This window comes from Brevibacterium sp. HMSC063G07 (assembly GCF_001810665.1).
In the GTDB taxonomy this organism is placed as follows: Bacteria; Actinomycetota; Actinomycetes; order Actinomycetales; family Brevibacteriaceae; genus Brevibacterium.
The window spans coordinates 421,769-437,165 of sequence record NZ_KV802360.1 but is presented as its reverse complement, the minus strand read 5'-3'; the positions used below and the strand labels follow the sequence as shown (position 1 = coordinate 437,165).

General features: G+C 64.0%; 13 protein-coding genes. 5 read left to right on the top strand and 8 right to left on the bottom strand.

Annotated features, from left to right (window positions below; genetic code table 11):
* Window positions 1–177 precede the first annotated feature (177 nt).
* Window positions 178–915, top strand: a complete 738-nt coding sequence (locus tag HMPREF2757_RS08485; RefSeq protein ID WP_070575277.1) for an SIR2 family NAD-dependent protein deacylase — start codon at window positions 178–180, stop codon at window positions 913–915.
* A 5-nt stretch (window positions 916–920) separates the two neighbouring features.
* A complete protein-coding gene (locus tag HMPREF2757_RS08480; RefSeq protein ID WP_256278295.1) occupies window positions 921–2,189 on the top strand; it encodes a pyridoxal phosphate-dependent aminotransferase in 1,269 nt (422 codons plus the stop codon).
* An 89-nt stretch (window positions 2,190–2,278) separates the two neighbouring features.
* On the opposite strand, the gene HMPREF2757_RS08475 is transcribed toward HMPREF2757_RS08480, so the two are convergent.
* From HMPREF2757_RS08475 to HMPREF2757_RS08440, 8 genes are all read right to left on the bottom strand, one after another.
* A complete protein-coding gene (locus tag HMPREF2757_RS08475; protein ID WP_070575271.1) occupies window positions 2,279–4,234 on the bottom strand; it encodes an acetate--CoA ligase in 1,956 nt (651 codons plus the stop codon).
* Between the two features lie 150 nt (window positions 4,235–4,384).
* Complete coding sequence (locus tag HMPREF2757_RS08470; RefSeq protein ID WP_218079087.1) at window positions 4,385–4,750, bottom strand: ArsR/SmtB family transcription factor; 366 nt, start codon at window positions 4,748–4,750, stop codon at window positions 4,385–4,387.
* Window positions 4,751–4,778: 28 nt separating this feature from the next.
* Window positions 4,779–5,318, bottom strand: coding sequence for a peptidoglycan-binding protein (locus HMPREF2757_RS08465; protein WP_070575396.1), 540 nt, complete (start codon window positions 5,316–5,318; stop codon window positions 4,779–4,781).
* Between the two features lie 177 nt (window positions 5,319–5,495).
* Complete coding sequence (locus HMPREF2757_RS08460) at window positions 5,496–6,218, bottom strand: hypothetical protein (RefSeq protein WP_083304195.1); 723 nt, start codon at window positions 6,216–6,218, stop codon at window positions 5,496–5,498.
* 266 nt (window positions 6,219–6,484) lie between these two features.
* Window positions 6,485–7,459 carry an NAD-dependent epimerase/dehydratase family protein gene (locus HMPREF2757_RS08455; RefSeq protein ID WP_070575268.1) on the bottom strand — a complete coding sequence of 325 codons (975 nt, stop codon included), beginning with the start codon at window positions 7,457–7,459 and terminating at the stop codon, window positions 6,485–6,487.
* Window positions 7,459–10,188, bottom strand: coding sequence for an alpha/beta fold hydrolase (locus HMPREF2757_RS08450; RefSeq protein ID WP_070575266.1), 2,730 nt, complete (start codon window positions 10,186–10,188; stop codon window positions 7,459–7,461). Before HMPREF2757_RS08450 ends, HMPREF2757_RS08455 begins: the two co-directional genes overlap by 1 nt.
* Window positions 10,189–10,218: 30 nt before the next feature.
* A complete protein-coding gene (locus tag HMPREF2757_RS08445) occupies window positions 10,219–11,247 on the bottom strand; it encodes a 3-oxoacyl-ACP synthase III (protein WP_176745911.1) in 1,029 nt (342 codons plus the stop codon).
* Window positions 11,248–11,382: 135 nt separating this feature from the next.
* Entirely contained in the window at window positions 11,383–11,952 is a 570-nt protein-coding gene (locus tag HMPREF2757_RS08440) for a dienelactone hydrolase family protein (RefSeq protein WP_070575260.1), read from the bottom strand.
* Window positions 11,953–12,044: 92 nt separating this feature from the next.
* On the opposite strand from HMPREF2757_RS08440, the gene HMPREF2757_RS08435 reads away from it, so the two are divergent.
* Genes HMPREF2757_RS08435 through HMPREF2757_RS08425 form a run of 3 tightly spaced genes read left to right on the top strand, consistent with a single transcriptional unit; the run spans window position 12,045 to window position 15,385 of the window.
* A complete protein-coding gene (locus HMPREF2757_RS08435; RefSeq protein ID WP_070575257.1) occupies window positions 12,045–13,376 on the top strand; it encodes an MFS transporter in 1,332 nt (443 codons plus the stop codon).
* Between the two features lie 42 nt (window positions 13,377–13,418).
* Window positions 13,419–14,639 (top strand): alpha-hydroxy acid oxidase, encoded by a 1,221-nt coding sequence (locus HMPREF2757_RS08430; RefSeq protein ID WP_070575254.1) that lies wholly within the window; start codon window positions 13,419–13,421, stop codon window positions 14,637–14,639.
* Entirely contained in the window at window positions 14,639–15,385 is a 747-nt protein-coding gene (locus tag HMPREF2757_RS08425) for a sulfite exporter TauE/SafE family protein (RefSeq protein ID WP_070575251.1), read from the top strand. The genes HMPREF2757_RS08430 and HMPREF2757_RS08425 overlap by 1 nt, the downstream gene beginning before the upstream one ends.
* The last annotated feature ends 12 nt before the right edge of the window (window positions 15,386–15,397 follow it).

The window sequence follows — 15,397 nt, the reverse complement described above, 5'->3', positions numbered from 1 at the left end:
TCCCAGAACCCCTGCCAGGGCCTTCACCCATTCAGAAAGACTTCTTCTTGAACGCCGCTGTTCGCTCTTCCTTTGCGCCCCTAGCACCCCAGCGTGCCTTGGGCGTTTTTGTCTGCTCTCTCAGCCGTGTTTTATTCGCCGCAGTAGGCTGGGAGCTGTGAAGTGAGGAGGCAGTAAATGCGCATCACCTTTCTGACTGGAGCTGGTCTGAGCACCGCTGCCGGTATACCTGACTTTCGAGGCCCGCAGGGTGTGTGGACGCGCGATCCTCTCGCAGAGCGCATGTCCACCCTGTCGTGGTATCTGAAGAGTCCCGAAGTGCGTGAACGCGCCTGGCAGATGCGCCTTGAATCCGGCATCTGGGCGGCATCGCCAACCGAAGCTCACTACCGCATCGCGAAAGCTGAAGAGCAGGCCGACGTCAAAGCAGTCGTTACGCAGAACACCGACGGCCTGCACACGCTCGCTGGTTCCACCCCGGCCAAGGTACTCGAAGTTCACGGCAGTGCGCGCACCTGGAAGTGCGAAGAGTGTGAAGCTTCCGGGCCCATGGAAGACATGATTCGCCGGGTCAAAGACGGTGAGCCAGACCCCGCATGCCCGCAGTGCGGTGGCATCACTCGTGCAACCACCATCCTGTTTGAGGAAATGCTGCAGACTGCCGTCATTGAAGCGGCCTTCGATGCAGCAGAGAACTGCGACTGGATCATCGCGATTGGGACCTCGCTTTCTGTCACTCCTGTGGCCCACATGTTCCCCATGGCCATCGAGGCCGGTGCTCGCGGTCTGATCCTCAATGCTGAGCCGACGCCATTTGATCCCTATGCCGACGAGGTGGTTCGCGGCGATCTGCAGGACACGGTCCCACGGGTGCTCGACGAGCTGCTTGAAACACCTGGCACTATAGAGGGATGAAGCCGATGAAGTCATCAAAATCTGCCCTGTCACATATGGCGATCGCCGCTGACCCGCTGGGGGAGGACGCCCCAACTGCTGAAGCTTACGAAGCTGTTTCAGCTCGTGTATCGAAAGTTCAGCGGTTCAGGGTTCTTGACATTCTCGGCCGCGTTGCCCAGCTGCGTGCCGAAGGCCGTGATGTCATTTCGCTGTGCGTGGGCGAGCCCGGCCAGGGCGCGCCGACTGCTGTGCGCCAGCGCGCTGCCGAAGCTGTTCTTGACGGCACTGACTTGGGGTATTCTCCGGTGGAGGGCATCGCACCCCTGCGCGAAGCTCTGGCAGGTCACTACAAGCGCTGGTACGGCGTGGACATCGATCCGAGCCGGTTCATTGTCACGGCAGGCTCTTCCGGCGCCTTCCAACTGTCGTTCCTCACCTGCTTCGACGTGGGCGATAGGGTCGCACTCGCCCGCCCCGGCTATGCCGCCTACAAGAACATCCTCAAAGCTCTCGGCATCGACGTGGTTGAGCTCGACTGCGGCGAGGAAGTCCGCTTCCAACCGACCGTTGAGATGCTGGAAGAGGAACACGAAAAGGCTCCTCTGTCGGGTGTCATGGTTGCCTCACCGGCCAACCCGACCGGCACCATGATCGACGCCGAGCACATGGCTGAGCTTGCTGACTGGTGCGATCGCGAAGGCGTGCGGCTGATCTCTGATGAGATCTACCACGGCATCACGTTCGGCGATTCCGTCGGCACAACCGCGGTCGAATGCTCTGACCAGGCGATTGTCATCAGCTCGTTCTCCAAGTACTGGGGCATGACCGGCTGGCGCCTGGGCTGGATGATCGTCCCGGAAGAACTCGTCGAGCCCATCAAGGCACTCGCCGGCAACCTCACGCTGTGCGCCCCCGTGCCGTCCCAGTTTGCGGCAATCGAGGCATTCTCAGAAAGCGCCTATGAAGAGGGTGCAAAAGCCGTTGAGGGCTTTGCCGCCGCCCGTCAGGCCGTTCTCGATGCCGTCGACGATCTTGGCTGGACGGGGCTTGCACCGGCTGATGGGGCGTTTTACATGTACGCGACGATCACCCCGGCTCTCGGCGAATTCGCTGACGCTGTTGACTGGTGTGCCGCGCTGCTAGAAGAAGAGGGCGTGGCCGTCTCGCCGGGCAGCGACTTCGACAGCGTCCACGGCGACTACGCCGTGCGCATCTCACTTGCGGCAGGCCATGAGGCCGTCGTTGAAGCTCTCGAGCGCATCAAACGGTTCCAGGCCCGCCACAAGGCCTGATACACGACCAGGTGAGAAAAGGGACGAGGTGGAGCTCCACCTCGTCCCTTTCCGTGCCGATTCTGGGGTCACCAGAACCGGCTCAGCGCTCACTCCTGGCGCAGTGAGGGGCGGATGGCATCGAGGACGGCCACGTCTTCAATTGTCGACGGAACAGCTGCGTCTGCTTTGCCTTCGGCGATTTCGCGCATTGTTTTGCGCAGGATCTTGCCGGAGCGGGTTTTGGGCAGAGCTTCGACAACGGTGGCCGATTTCAGTGCCGCCACCGGCCCGACCTCGACACGGACCTGAGCGACGAGTTCCTTTTCCAGCTGAGCGCGGTCAACGTCTTCGTGCCCTGCTTTGAGCACCACAAGGGCACGGGGTATCTGACCCTTGACCGGGTCGGAAAGGCCGATCACAGCACACTCGGCAACCGCCGGGTGGGACGCAACGGCAGCTTCGAGTGCACCGGCGGAAAGGCGGTGACCGGCAACGTTGATGACATCGTCAGTGCGGCCCATCACGTAGACGTAGCCGTCTTCGTCAACACAGCCGCCGTCACCGGTGAGGTAGGCGCCCTCAATAGACGACAGGTAGGAGTCGACATAGCGTTCGTCGTCACCCCACACGGTTGCGAGCGTTCCGGGCGGAAGCGGCAGGCTGACGATGATAAGGCCCTCTTCGCCCGGCTCCATCTGGTTGCCTGCGGCATCGACCACCCGCACGTCATAGCCGGGCACCGGCATAGCTGGCGAACCGGGTTTGATGGGGTATTCGTGCAGGCCGATGGGATTTGCCGCGATCGGCCACCCGGTTTCCGTCTGCCACCAGTTGTCGAACACCGGAATGTCCCGGCCCGTGGCCCGTCCAAGTTTTTCGGTTGTCCACTTGTAGGTTTCCGGGTCGAGGCGCTCCCCGGCCTGGATCCACGCCCGCAGGTGCTGCATGGGGTACTTGGCCATGAGTCCACCTTCGGGGTCTTCCTTGCGGATGACCCGCATGGCTGTCGGCGCACCGTAGAACAGGCGGACGTCGTATTCGTCGACCACCCTGAAGAAGGTACCTGCATCGGGTACGCCGACGGGCTTTCCTTCGAACACGATGGTGGTCACACCCGCCAGCAGCGGCGCGTAGACGATGTAGGAGTGTCCCACCACCCAGCCGACATCGGACGCACAGAAGATTGTATGACCGGGGTGCAGGTCGTAGAGGTTCTTCATCGACCACGTGAGTGCCACCGCGTAGCCGCCGGCATCGCGGACAATGCCCTTCGGTTTGCCCGTGGTTCCAGATGTGTACAGCACGTACAGTTCATCCGTCGCCCTGGTGCTCACCGGCGCCGCACCGCTTGGGGTCTGCTCCATCAGCTCATCGAAGGAGTACTCACTGTACTGAGCTCCCGAGGCGGTGGTAGCGTTCTCGCCCTTGATGTCGGCTGGGATCAGGTCGCGTTCATAGACGATGCTCAGAGCAGGAACGTGCTCGACTTCGTCAAGAGCCGCATCGACCATGGGCTTGTATTCGACCTTCCGCGACGGTTCGATGCCGCCGGAGGCCGACACAATAGCCTTGGGCTTGAGGTCGTTGATGCGGACTGCGAGTTCGCGGGCGGAAAAACCGCCGAACACAACCGAGTGAACCGCGCCGATGCGGGCGCAGGCGAGCATTGCCACGACCGCCTGCGGGATCATCGGCATGTAGATGATGACGCGGTCGCCCTTTTCCACACCCTTGTCCTGCAGCACCTTGGCGAAGCGGGCAGTTGTGTCCGTCAGTTCCCTGTAGCTGATCTTCTGTTTGGTGTCCGTGACGGGGGAGTCGTAGATGAGCGCGGTGTCCTCACCGCGGCCGGCTTCGACGTGACGGTCAAGCGCGTTGTAGCAGACGTTGAGTTCGCCGTCGGGAAACCAGCGGTACAGGGGAGCGCGCGAATCGTCGAGAGCGCGCGAGGGCTTGGAGTCCCAGTCGATCCCCTCAGCGGCTTCGAGCCAAAAGGCTTCGCGGTCCTCTGCGGCGCGCCGCGCTGCTGTTTCATAGGCGTTTTCTGTGTTTTCGGCGGTCATGATGCCCCCCCCTGTCTGTTGTGTGCCCCACATTGTCTGTGGTGATGTGGGCCACAATACCGTTCGGCTTCGAGTGGCGTGCGGCAGGGGGCATTGGCCAGGAGGGGCGGCCAGGGGAACCAGCCGATGACATCGGCCAGGGGCGTTCGTTCAGTCGCAGAGTTCGGCCGAGTGGGCCAGCGCGTCCTGAATGATGTGTGCTACGTGGTGGTCGGTCACTTCGTAGTGGGCTTCGCGGCCGGAGCGCTGAACGCTGACCAGCCGCTGATTGCGCAGCGTGCGCAGGTGCTGGGACACCAAAGGCTGAGACAGGTTCGTCAGCAGCACGAGCTCGGACACCGTCAGCGGCGAGTGCGACAGTGCAAGCAGAATCCGCAGGCGCGACGGGGTGGCGAGAACCTTGAAGATGTCGGCCGTGAGTTCGATGGCCTGAGCGTCTGTCAGGTCTTCGGGAATGCGAAGTTCGCCGTCGTCATCGAATTTCAGGTGCGGGTATGCATCACGTGCCATGCCCACCAGTGTATTCCAGGCCGGCCGAACCCTCTCAGCGGCTGTTCGGCGCTGTGGCGAGGATGTCGGCGGCCAGCGGCTCCCACTTGCCGTACGCGTCCGGGTGGGCCGAGCGCTGCACAGCCTGTGCGGCGTCGTTCTTGCTCATCTTCTGCCAGCCGGATATCTGTTTGAGCCCGGCGTTCTTGACCTTCGGGTTGACTCCGTAGAACGCGGTTGTGGCGTAGTGGACATTGAGCACCTGACCGTCGGTTCCCCACCCCTGTGAGGGGCGCTGTTGGAACACTCCGAGCGAGTCTCGGTCCCCGTAGGGCAGATTGCGCAGGGAGGATTCCTGCATAGCGGTCATGAGCGCGATTTCGATCCCAGCATCTGACACGGAGTGTTCGCGTCCGATGTCGATGATTTCGCGCGCAATCTCCATCTGTCCCGAATCCAGGGCCGCTGCCGAGGTGGGGGCCAGCTTCTCTGACACCTTCTCTTTGGCTGCCTGCCGCTGATCGGGGTCAGAGAGCACCCCTGTTACTGCGGTTCCCGCTGTGAACAGGCCCAGGGCTAAAAGTGCGGCGGTCACGCCCATGACAGTGCTGCGGAAGTTTCGGCGCCCTTCCCCTTTGCGGCGCCGAACTCTGCGACTCGATGGTCGCCTGCGTACTGTCTTTCTGCGTGCCACGCCCTTACTTTAGGCGCTTGGACTCCACTTGCCGAACTGCTTCCCCAAGAGTCGGGTGGAGCCCAGTGTGCAGGCGCGTCAGCGGATGGCCGGTGCGTCCCGATTGGCATTGAGCAGAGCGGTGGCCAGACCCTCCCACTGGGCGTAGCGATGCGGGTGCCCCGAGCGCTGCACTGCCTGTGCGGCATTGTTTTTGCTCATCTTCTGCCAGCCGGGAATCTGTTTGAGCCCGGCGTTCTTCACCTTCGGGTTGACCCCGTAGAACGCTTTGGCGGAGTAGGTTCGGTCCATGATCTGGGACTTCGAACCCCAGTTGTATTTGGGCCGCTGCTGAAACAGGCCGACGGAGTCCTTGTCGCCGTATCGGATGTTGTACAGGTCCGATTCCTGCTTGGCGGTCATGAGCGCAATGATGATCGCGTCGTCGCTCATGCCCGCACCCTTGCCGACACCGATGATGATGCGGGCGTTGGCCGTCTGGTCGCGGTCGATTCCCCTGGGCTGCGGGCCGGGCTTCACCGTTTTCTTGGCCTGGGCCTTCGGTGCGGATTGTGCGCTGCGCGGCTGCTGGGCCTTGCGCGCTCTGTCGGCCTCTTCGGGAGTCACCCGCTGGGTGGCTGGGCCGCCGACCGAGGTGTAGTCGCCGCCGTCCTGTGCGCTGCTGGTCTGTGAGCCGCTGCCGGCGTGCGGGGTGTTGTGGTCAACGACGTTGCCGCTGAGAGCGCTGGCCGGCCCTGCGAGCAGGAGGGAGCTTGCCGCCGCGCAGCCCAGTGCGGTCGCGGCAGTGTAGATGATTCGCATGATCCTCGTTTCGGGAAGTGGAAGATTCGAGCTCCCAAAACTGTAGCGAATAATCTGTCAAGTTTCACACGCCGGGAAATCCGAAGTGTTACATCTATGTAAGTAGCGTTGTGACCTGCAAAAAGACACGAATGTAGTTAAAAGTCCAAAATCGTTCGCAGAAGCCGTCCGAAATACCGGACGATTAAAGGGTTGCGGGCTCTGCACAGCTATTGGGCACGCAAAAGGGGCCCGGCACAGTGCCGAGCCCCTCGCAGCAGAGTTCTCTACGCGGTTCCCCCGTAGTGGGCCGCAACCCTGCGCAGGCCCTCTTCAATTGACACCGCGGGCGTCCAGTTCAAAACGCTGTGCGTGGTCCGCTGATCAAACCAGTGCGCCGTAGAAAGCTGCTCAGCGAGGAACTCCGTGAGCGGCGGCTCGTCGTCGAAATCACCGGCCGTCCAGACTTTCTCAATGACCTTTCCGGCGATCTTCGCAGCACCCACGGGCACACGCAGGGTCGGTTCGGCAGAACCGCCGGCAACCGCAATCCTGCGCATGAGCTCGCCAATGGGGCGCGGCTGCCCGTTCGTTACCACGAGAGCCAGCCCGTGCGTGTGCTGGGCGGCGGACAGCGCAGCGACAATCGCGTCCACCGCGTTGTCGATGTAGAGGGTGTCGACCATCGCCAGACCCGAACCCAGCAGAGGCAGCCTTCCCTGTGCAGCCCGGTCGATGATCCTTTCGGTCAGCTGCGGTTCGCCGGGGCCCCACATGAGGTGAGGGCGAAGAGCGAGCACTCGAAAATCATCGTGCGATGCCGCCAGCGCCAAGCGCTCGCCGGCGGCTTTTGTGCGCGCGTAGTCTCCGCGGGCGGCAACGGGGTCCGCCGGGCCAGCGCCGTCGCCGACAAGAGAATCGCCAGCGTGGGCAACCGACGGCGACGAAATGTGCACCATGCGGCCGATTCCAGCCTGCTGGGCCCTTGCAACAATGTTCGCGGTGCCGTCAATATTGACTTTTTCGAAGTCTTCGGGAGCACCGACCATGGACACCTTCGCCGCCATGTGGATGAGCGCATCCTGCCCGGAAACCGCCCGGTCAACAGCTTCCAAGTCCGTGACCGAGCCCTGAACGTCACGCGCGCCTGCAACCCCGGAGGGGCGGCGCTGCAGCGTGGTCACCTCGTGGCCCTGCGCAAGGAGAGCCCGGGCGGTGGAACTTCCCAGAAGACCGGACGCACCGGTGATGAGAACCTTCATCAGACGCTCCTTCCCACCGGCGCGCCGGAAAGCACGCGGGATGCCCACGCTCCCAGCTCCGTGCGGCCGACTTTGGAATTGTGGCGAATATCAGTGGGGAATTCGGGTGCGACGAGAACTGCCGCAACATCGAGGCCCATACGGTCGAGAACCGCCGCGCGGATGGCATCGATCATCGGCTGCGGGGCCAGTCCCGGCCGCAGGTTCTGCGGACCGCCCGGCTCAAGCACCACGACGAGCGCCTGCGTGCCCACCGGGCCGACGCCCACAGCCGCACAGCGGGTCACCCCGTCGGTGCGTTCTGCAATGGACTCAACGGCCCCGGGGCCAATGGGGCCCGTGGGCCCGGCGATGACGTGCTGCACGCGCCCTTCGAGCCACAGACGCCCCTTGGCGTCAAAACGGCCGATGTCGCCCGTGCGATGCCACGGTTTGGCGCCGCCGTGTTCGTCGCGGCGGGAATCGGCGTCAGTCTTCCACAGCCGGTCGTAGCCGTCCTTCAGATGGGCGGCGGAGACGACGAACTCGCTGAGCACGCCGATTCCGTCATCCAAGAAAATCGTGTGTTCGCTGGGCTTGCCCTCGGCATCGAGCGGGGCGAGCATGAAGTCGACCGCGCCGATCGGCTTGCCCACACAGACCCCGCCGACCACCGGCGAATCCGGGTCAGCCGCATCCGCCTCGGCTTCGACAGCACCCGGGAAGTCGATGTTGGTCAGCAGCAGACTCTCCGTCATGCCGTAGGGCGAATTGATCCGCGCGTTCGGGAAGACTTCCGCAATCTGCTCCATGAGCACCGTCGGCACGGGAGCACCGGCAGACAGCGCCAGTTCAATGCCGGCGCACGCCTCGCGCTGCTCAGCACTCAGGGCGTGCGCGGTCTTGACCACGTTCGTGTAGGCGGCAGGTGATGCGAATACCATGGTGCAGCCGGCCTCGACGATGGCGTCAGCAAGAGCAGAAGCGGTCAGGGTGGCGGGCTTTGTCACCGACATGTTCGGCGTGACGCTCACCGCGCCCAGTCCCGGTCCAAGCAGTGCAAAAGGCGCGAAACCGGCAACCAGTCCCGTGCCTGGGCGCACATCGAACTCGGCGCTGAGGACGCGCATGAGCTCACCGAGACCGCGGTGAGTGTACCGCACGCCCTTGGCCGGGCCGGTGGAACCGGAGGTGAAGAGAATCGCGGCATCGTCATCGAGTTCCGGTATGGCAATCGAATCGCGGTCGCGCACAGCCGTCCGCGACAGAGCCGTGATCGACGTTTCGACCTTCAGCGCCCGCGCGCGCAGCCGCGGCAGCGGCAGGACGGAGATTCTGCGTCCCGGCCATCCGCCGGCTCGGGCCAGTGTCAGCCCTGGGGTCTCGCCGATGATCCACTGTGGGTCGGCAGCTTTGACCGCCCGAGTCATACCGGCTGGCCCAAGCCCCGCGTCTGCCACAACGACAACACCGCCGACCTTGAGCACCGCGTAGGCGGCCGCCGTGAGATTGTTGCCCGGTTCGATCAGCAGGCTGACCCGATCGCCCTTGCGCAGGCCCATGGCCTTCAAACCTGCCGCAATGTTGTCGACGACTCCGGCCAGCTGGGCCCAGGAAACCGCCTGGGCGGGGTGTGCCGACATGTCGACACTCGCGATCGAGCGCTCGCGGCGTTTGGCATCGAGCGCCGAGAACACGAAGTCCGGTTCAGGCCCGTCTGCTTGGGCCGGACTGCTTTCTTCTGCCGAGGTGGAAGCTGCCTGAGTCTGCTCAGTCACGTTGGCGTCAAGCCACTGGAAGATGGTCTCCCAGTACGGGACGTCTTCGACGAACAGGTGTGAGGTCTTCTCAAAGCGGTGGATGTCCGCCTGGGGCAGGCGCTCGCGCAGATCGCGCAGGTACCGCTCCAGGAAGACCGGGTCCTTCGGACCCCACATGAGCAGCGCGGGATTGGGCATGCGGGCGATGTCCGCGCCGACCCGCTGCAGCTCAGCGTAGGAGGGGTGGTTTTCGTTCACCGGAATGTCGGCGACGAAGCCGCCCACTCCGCCGCGGCGCTGCGGGGATGCGTAGGGCCTGCGGTGGGCGCGGCGCAGCGGGTCCGAAATGTTCTTTGATAAGCGTAGCGTGGTGCGGATGAACGCATCGGTGTACACGGTCGAACCGGCCAGCAGCGGGCCTGCCAGCGCCGCTTGCAGAGGTGCCGGGATGGAAGCGTCCTCCGGCTGGTGCACTGCGGTGTTGAGGCTCATGGCGGCACTGATCCGCTCAGTGTTGCGGGCTGCCCAGCCAAGCGAAATGACCCCACCCCAGTCGTGTCCGAGTGTGACCAGCGGAAGACTGTCGTCGACGAGCTCTGAAATGAGCGCGTCAAGCTGGCCTATGCGATCGGCAAGACGGAAATAGCCGGTGCCGTGCGGTGTGGGCACTGGGTGCTCGATGCGCTCGGAATAGCCCATGTCCAGCTGGTCGGGGGCGATGACCCGCCACGCGGTGCCGCCTGCCTCGGCAGCTTCGAGTGATGCCTGCGCGAGTCTGCGCCACATATACGACCACGTGGGATTGCCGTGCACGGCGACGATGGTGCCGGCCGGTTCCATTCCGATGTCATGCAAAGCCGAAGCGGTGTCGAGAACGTGGAAGGTGTGTTCGCCGACCGTGACCAGGCGGGACCATCGGGGATCCCATTCGGGAAGATTCGGCGGCAGCTGCGCGGCAGCGGCTGGAAGAGGGCTGTTTTCAGACGACAATGAGCTTCTCTCCTCGTAGTGTGCCGGTTTTTACCAGACGATCTCCGTCATGGAGGTGTTGAGACCCGAGCCCACACCCATTGCCAGAACCCGGTCACCGGATTTGAGCGAATCGACTTCGCGGGCGAGCGTGATCGGCAGCGAAGCGGGGCCCACATTGCCCAGCACGGGGTAGGTCTTCGGCACCCGATCCATGGGGATCTTCGCGGCCTTCGTGATGGCGTTGACGTGCACATCAGACACCTGGTGCATGATGTAGCGGTCCATGTCGGTCCAGTCCCACCCGTTTTCGTGGGCTTCTTCCCACGCCGAGGTGACCAGCTGCATGCCGTTGGACAGCAGGCCCGCGGTGTCGGTGAACATGCCGTCGTGATCGCCCACGCACAGCTCGTGGTTCCACGTGGCCGCACGCGTCACACTGCCGAGGATCCGATGGCCTTCCGGGTGCTTGTCCGCGCGTCCCAGAACGGCGGCCGAGGCGCCGGAGCCCAGGGTCAGGGAGGCGAATTCGTTGAGGTATTCGGCGCGGGTGATGCCTTCGCGCTGCAAGCGCTTGAGGGTGGCCCGCTGGACTTTCGACGCGTCTTCGGATGCCACGACGAGCGCGTACTCGATGGCACCGGATTCGATCATGTTCCCCGCGACCGCCATCGCGTTGACAAAGCCCAGGCACGCATTGGCGATGTCGAAGTTCATGGCTGAGGGCGGAAGTCCGACGCCGTCGTGAATCGACACCGCCACCGATGGTTCGAGGTTGGCGCGGGTGACCGACGCGTTGATCATCAGCCCGATCTGCCCGGCTTCGATGCCGGCTGCGGCGAGTGCTTTCTTGCCGGCCGCAACGCCGCCTTCGACGAAGCCGCCGGAGTCTTCTGCCCAGTTGCGGCGCGAATTCACACCCGCGACCCGCTGCAGGAGACCTTCGGGCAGTCCCAAGCGGTCAAGTGTGGACTTCAGCTGTTCGTCGTAGAAGGCGGACGTCACTTCGATGGGTGCAGTCACTTCCGAGACACTCAGAAGGGATGTGTTCTCGTGCCGAAGTGTCGTGTTTCCGTTCAACAGCGTCCAGTTCCTGGTTCCCAGGGCCGGACAGTGAAAGATGCGCGGCCCCGTTGGATGAATGAATAATGCCCAGTCAATCCTAATGGGTCGGCGCCGCTGTCTTGTCTGGGGTTGCTCCCGGCGGCTGGACTGTCAGCTGATGGCCGCCAGGATGGTGCCCCACATCTTCTGTGCCAGTTCCGGGCTGTACTCCGGTGCGGTGGGATCGCCGAAAAGGTGCGCGCTTCCGGGATAGACGTGCGCGGAAGCCTGCGCGCCTGCCGCCCGAGCCGAATCGATGAGAATCTCAGCCTGTTGCGCATCGACCCATTCGTCGCCCTGCGTATAGTGCATTTGCAGCCAGCAGCCGCCATTCCACGAGGTGGGCTTCGGCGCACCGCCGGCGTGGCACAGAAAGGCACCCGCCGCCTGCCGGTGGCGTTTGCCGAAAGACTGTGCCATGGCGGCACCGAGGGAGAACCCGCCGAAATATACGGGTCCCTCAAGTCCCAGTTCTTCCACCGCAGCGGAGGCCCGCTGGGCAAGTGCGGGAAAGCCGACTTCGTCGCGATAGGCGATGCCGTCGGGAACATTGTCGAACACCCTGCCGTCGTAGAAGTCCGGCGTGTGCACCGTGTGGCCGGCTTCTGTGAAGACACCGGCCATACGGCGCATTCCGTCGTTCAGGCCGAGCGCTGAGTGAAAGAGAACGATCTGTGCCATGGTGACGATTCTAAACGTGAGCTGTGACATAATCACGCCGGCAGGGCGCCGGTTTCCGGTGACCAGGCCAGCACACAGCAGAACAGAGGATCATGACCCAGACGATTTCCACCTCGGCCCCGGAGCAGATGACCCCCGGCGCACGCAGGGCAGTGACAGCATCCGTACTCGGCACCGTCATCGAATGGTACGACTACGCGCTCTACGGCGCGGTCGCCGGAATGATCATCGGGCCCCTGTTCTTCCCGTCAGACGCCAGCAGTGCCGAAACCTTCGCAGCCCTTGCAACGTTCGGCGTGGGCTTCCTCGCCCGCCCGCTGGGCGGAATCGTGATCGGGCACCTGGGGGATACGCGCGGGCGCAAAGCCGCCATGATCCTCACGATCGTGCTCATGGCCGGTGCGACAGTCGGTATGGGCCTTCTGCCCACCGCGGCACAGGTGGGGATGCTCGCCCCGATCCTGCTGATCCTCCTGCGCTTCGTGCAGGGCTTCGGCGCCGGCGCTGAACTGTCCGGTGCAGTGACCCTCGTGGCCGAATACGTGCCGCTGCGCAGGCGCGGACTCTTCACCGGAATCGTGCTTGCCGCCCCGCCCGCCGGAATCTCCCTGGCCACGGCCGCGTTCTTCATCGTCAGCGGGCTGAGCGAAGAACAGCTCTTCGGCTGGGGATGGCGCGTGCCCTTCATCGTCTCCGCCGTGCTGTTTCTCGTGGCGTTCTACATTCGCCGCCGCCTGGAGGAGACCCCGGAGTACGTTGCCGCACAAGAACTGGCAGAACAGAAGAAGCGCGACACCACCGCACCGCTGAAGTACGTTCTGGCGAAGTTCCCCAAGCAGGTCGTCGTCGGCTTCCTGGCCCTCGTCGGCCACAACGCGATGCAGTACACACTGGCCACCTTTTCGATCGGCTTCATGCTCAGCATCGACGGAGGTCTCGACCGTCCCCAGGCCCTGCTGGCAGTTGTCATCGGTTCAGCCGTTGCCGTTGTGACAACACCGTTCGGCGGCATGCTCGCCGACAGGATCGGCGCATCGAAGGTCATGGCGGCAGCCAGCCTCGTTATGGTGGTGCTCAGCGGACCCATCTTCCTTCTGCTGAAGACCGGTGAATTCGGGCCGTCCGCCCTGGCAATCGCTCTGGGCTACGCGCTCATCATCACAGGCACCTCCGGCGGTCAGGGAGCGCTTCTGTCCAACCTGTTCCCCGCGCACGTGCGCCTGTCCGGCATGTCCTTCGTCCGCGAACTCAACGGCGCGCTGGTTGCGGGCTTTTCGCCGATGATCGTGGCCATTCTCATCAGCGCAGCCGGAGGCAGCATTTGGCTGGCAGTCGGCTACCTCATGCTGTGCGGGCTGATCTCCGCGGTGGCAATTCTGCTCTCCGGTCGGATGGGCGACAACGAAAACTCGACGCTGGTCTGATCACACCCGAGGGCTGAGCCGGGCCGTGGGTACTATTCGACTATGGCTGTTATAAGACGCATTCCCCGGTGGTCCGACCTTGCTCCGCTCCTGCAGTTCGACGTTGAACTCAATCGACGCCGTGCCCGCCTGTCCCGTGTGGGCGACATCTACGATCTGCGAAAGATCGCCAAGCGCCGCACGCCCACGGCAGCCTTCGACTACGTCGACGGAGCCGCGCAGGCCGAACTGACCTACGACGGCAACCGCCGGGCCTTCGACGACATCGAACTGACCCCCGCGATCCTCGCAGGCTCAGCCGATGTCGACCTCAGTGCGGACGTCGCCGGGCGCACCTTCGGCCTGCCCGTCGGAATTGCGCCTACGGGCTTTACCCGCATAATGCACACCGAGGGCGAAATCGCCGGTGTGCGCGCCGCGGAGCGCTTTGGCGTTCCCTTTTCGCTCTCCACCATGGGCACGCGCTCAATCGAAGACGTCGCCGCGGCCTCACCGGCAGCAGCCAAGTGGTTCCAGCTGTACCTGTTCGCTGACCGTTCCGTGTCGCAGGATCTGCTCAAGCGCGCTGCCGCCAATGGCTTCGACACGCTGCTCGTCACCGTCGACACAACCGTGGCCGGGCAGCGTCTGCGCGATGTGCGCAACGGCATGACCGTCCCGCCGAAGCTCACTGCCGGAACCGTTCTCGATGCTTCCTACCGGCCGGAGTGGTGGTTCAACTTCCTCACGTCCGACCCGCTGTCCTTTGCCACCCTTTCGGGCAAGACCAGCGACCTGCCCAGCCTCATCAACTCCATGTTCGACCCCACGCTGTCGATGGACGATCTGCGCTGGATCCGCGATCAGTGGCCGGGCAAGCTGTTCGTCAAAGGCGTCCTGACGCAAGACGACGCCCGCCGGTCACTCGATGCCGGAGCCGACGGGCTCGTCGTGTCCAATCACGGCGGCAGACAGCTGGACAAGGCCCCCATCAGCCTGGACGCGCTGCCGCGGGTGCGCGAAGCCGCCGGCGAAGACGTCGACATCATCCTCGACTCCGGTGTTATGCGCGGTTCGGACATCGTGACCGCCCTAGCGCTCGGGGCAGACTTCACACTTATCGGCAGGGCCTACCTGTACGGCCTCATGGCCGCGGGCGAAGCCGGAGTCAACAAGGTCCTCGACCTGCTGCGCCAGGAGATCATCGTGTCGATGCAGCTCATGGGCGCACAGTCGCTGCGCGACCTCAACCCGGACATGGTCGCCAGGATCTCGCGCAGCTGATGACAGGGGCAGCGATCGTCATCGGCCTCATCGCCGTCTTCTGCGGAGCCGTTCTGCAGCGGATCTCCGGAATCGGCGTAGGCCTGGTCGCTGCCCCCGTCTTCACCCTGCTGGTAGGCCCGCAGCTGGGCGTGTTCGTCACCAACACCGCGACGATCATCTCCGGGCTGCTGATCGGACTGGCAGTTCTCAGCGAAGTCGACTGGAAGCGCTTCGGGTTCCTGGTGGGCTTCGCCGTGCTCGGATCGTGGCCTGCCGCGCTGCTGGTCCGCGACGCCGACCCGGCGATCCTCACGATCTTCATCGGCAGCATTGTGCTCATTGCGCTCATGACCACTTTCAGCGCACCCCGCCTGCCGCAGGTGTCATCGAGCGCGCTGACCGCGGCAACCGGGATCACGGCCAGCTTCCTCAACACGGCAGCCGGGGTTTCTGCCCCCGCCATGGTCATCTACGCCCGCGTGTCCCGCTGGCCCCAGCGCAGCTTCGCCGCAACCATGCAGCCGACCTTCATGATGCTTGCCATCATGTCCGTGGTCACCAAGCTCATTGCCGGAGTCGGCGCTGTCGGGAACCTTCCCCCGTGGTGGTTCTTCGCCGTGCTCATCGCCGCCGTCATCGGGGGCGTTGCCGTCGGCAGCGCGGCAGCCCAGCGGGTTTCCGCAGCCGGGGCGCGGCGCATGGCCGTGGTGCTCGTAAGCCTCGGAGCGTTCGCCGCCGTGGTGCGCGGCATCATTCTGCTGTAGACGACAGCCCAG

What these genes read in the sequence shown, in the direction of transcription:
- HMPREF2757_RS08485 (WP_070575277.1), top strand. Translation starts at nt 178, where the DNA reads ATGCGCATCACCTTTCTGACTGGAGCTGGTCTGAGCACCGCTGCCGGT.
- HMPREF2757_RS08480 (WP_256278295.1), top strand. Translation starts at nt 921, where the DNA reads ATGAAGTCATCAAAATCTGCCCTGTCACATATGGCGATCGCCGCTGAC.
- HMPREF2757_RS08475 (WP_070575271.1), bottom strand. Translation starts at nt 4,234, where the DNA reads ATGACCGCCGAAAACACAGAAAACGCCTATGAAACAGCAGCGCGGCGC.
- HMPREF2757_RS08460 (WP_083304195.1), bottom strand. Translation starts at nt 6,218, where the DNA reads ATGCGAATCATCTACACTGCCGCGACCGCACTGGGCTGCGCGGCGGCA.
- HMPREF2757_RS08455 (WP_070575268.1), bottom strand. Translation starts at nt 7,459, where the DNA reads ATGAAGGTTCTCATCACCGGTGCGTCCGGTCTTCTGGGAAGTTCCACC.
- HMPREF2757_RS08440 (WP_070575260.1), bottom strand. Translation starts at nt 11,952, where the DNA reads ATGGCACAGATCGTTCTCTTTCACTCAGCGCTCGGCCTGAACGACGGA.
- HMPREF2757_RS08435 (WP_070575257.1), top strand. Translation starts at nt 12,045, where the DNA reads ATGACCCAGACGATTTCCACCTCGGCCCCGGAGCAGATGACCCCCGGC.
- HMPREF2757_RS08430 (WP_070575254.1), top strand. Translation starts at nt 13,419, where the DNA reads ATGGCTGTTATAAGACGCATTCCCCGGTGGTCCGACCTTGCTCCGCTC.
- HMPREF2757_RS08425 (WP_070575251.1), top strand. Translation starts at nt 14,639, where the DNA reads ATGACAGGGGCAGCGATCGTCATCGGCCTCATCGCCGTCTTCTGCGGA.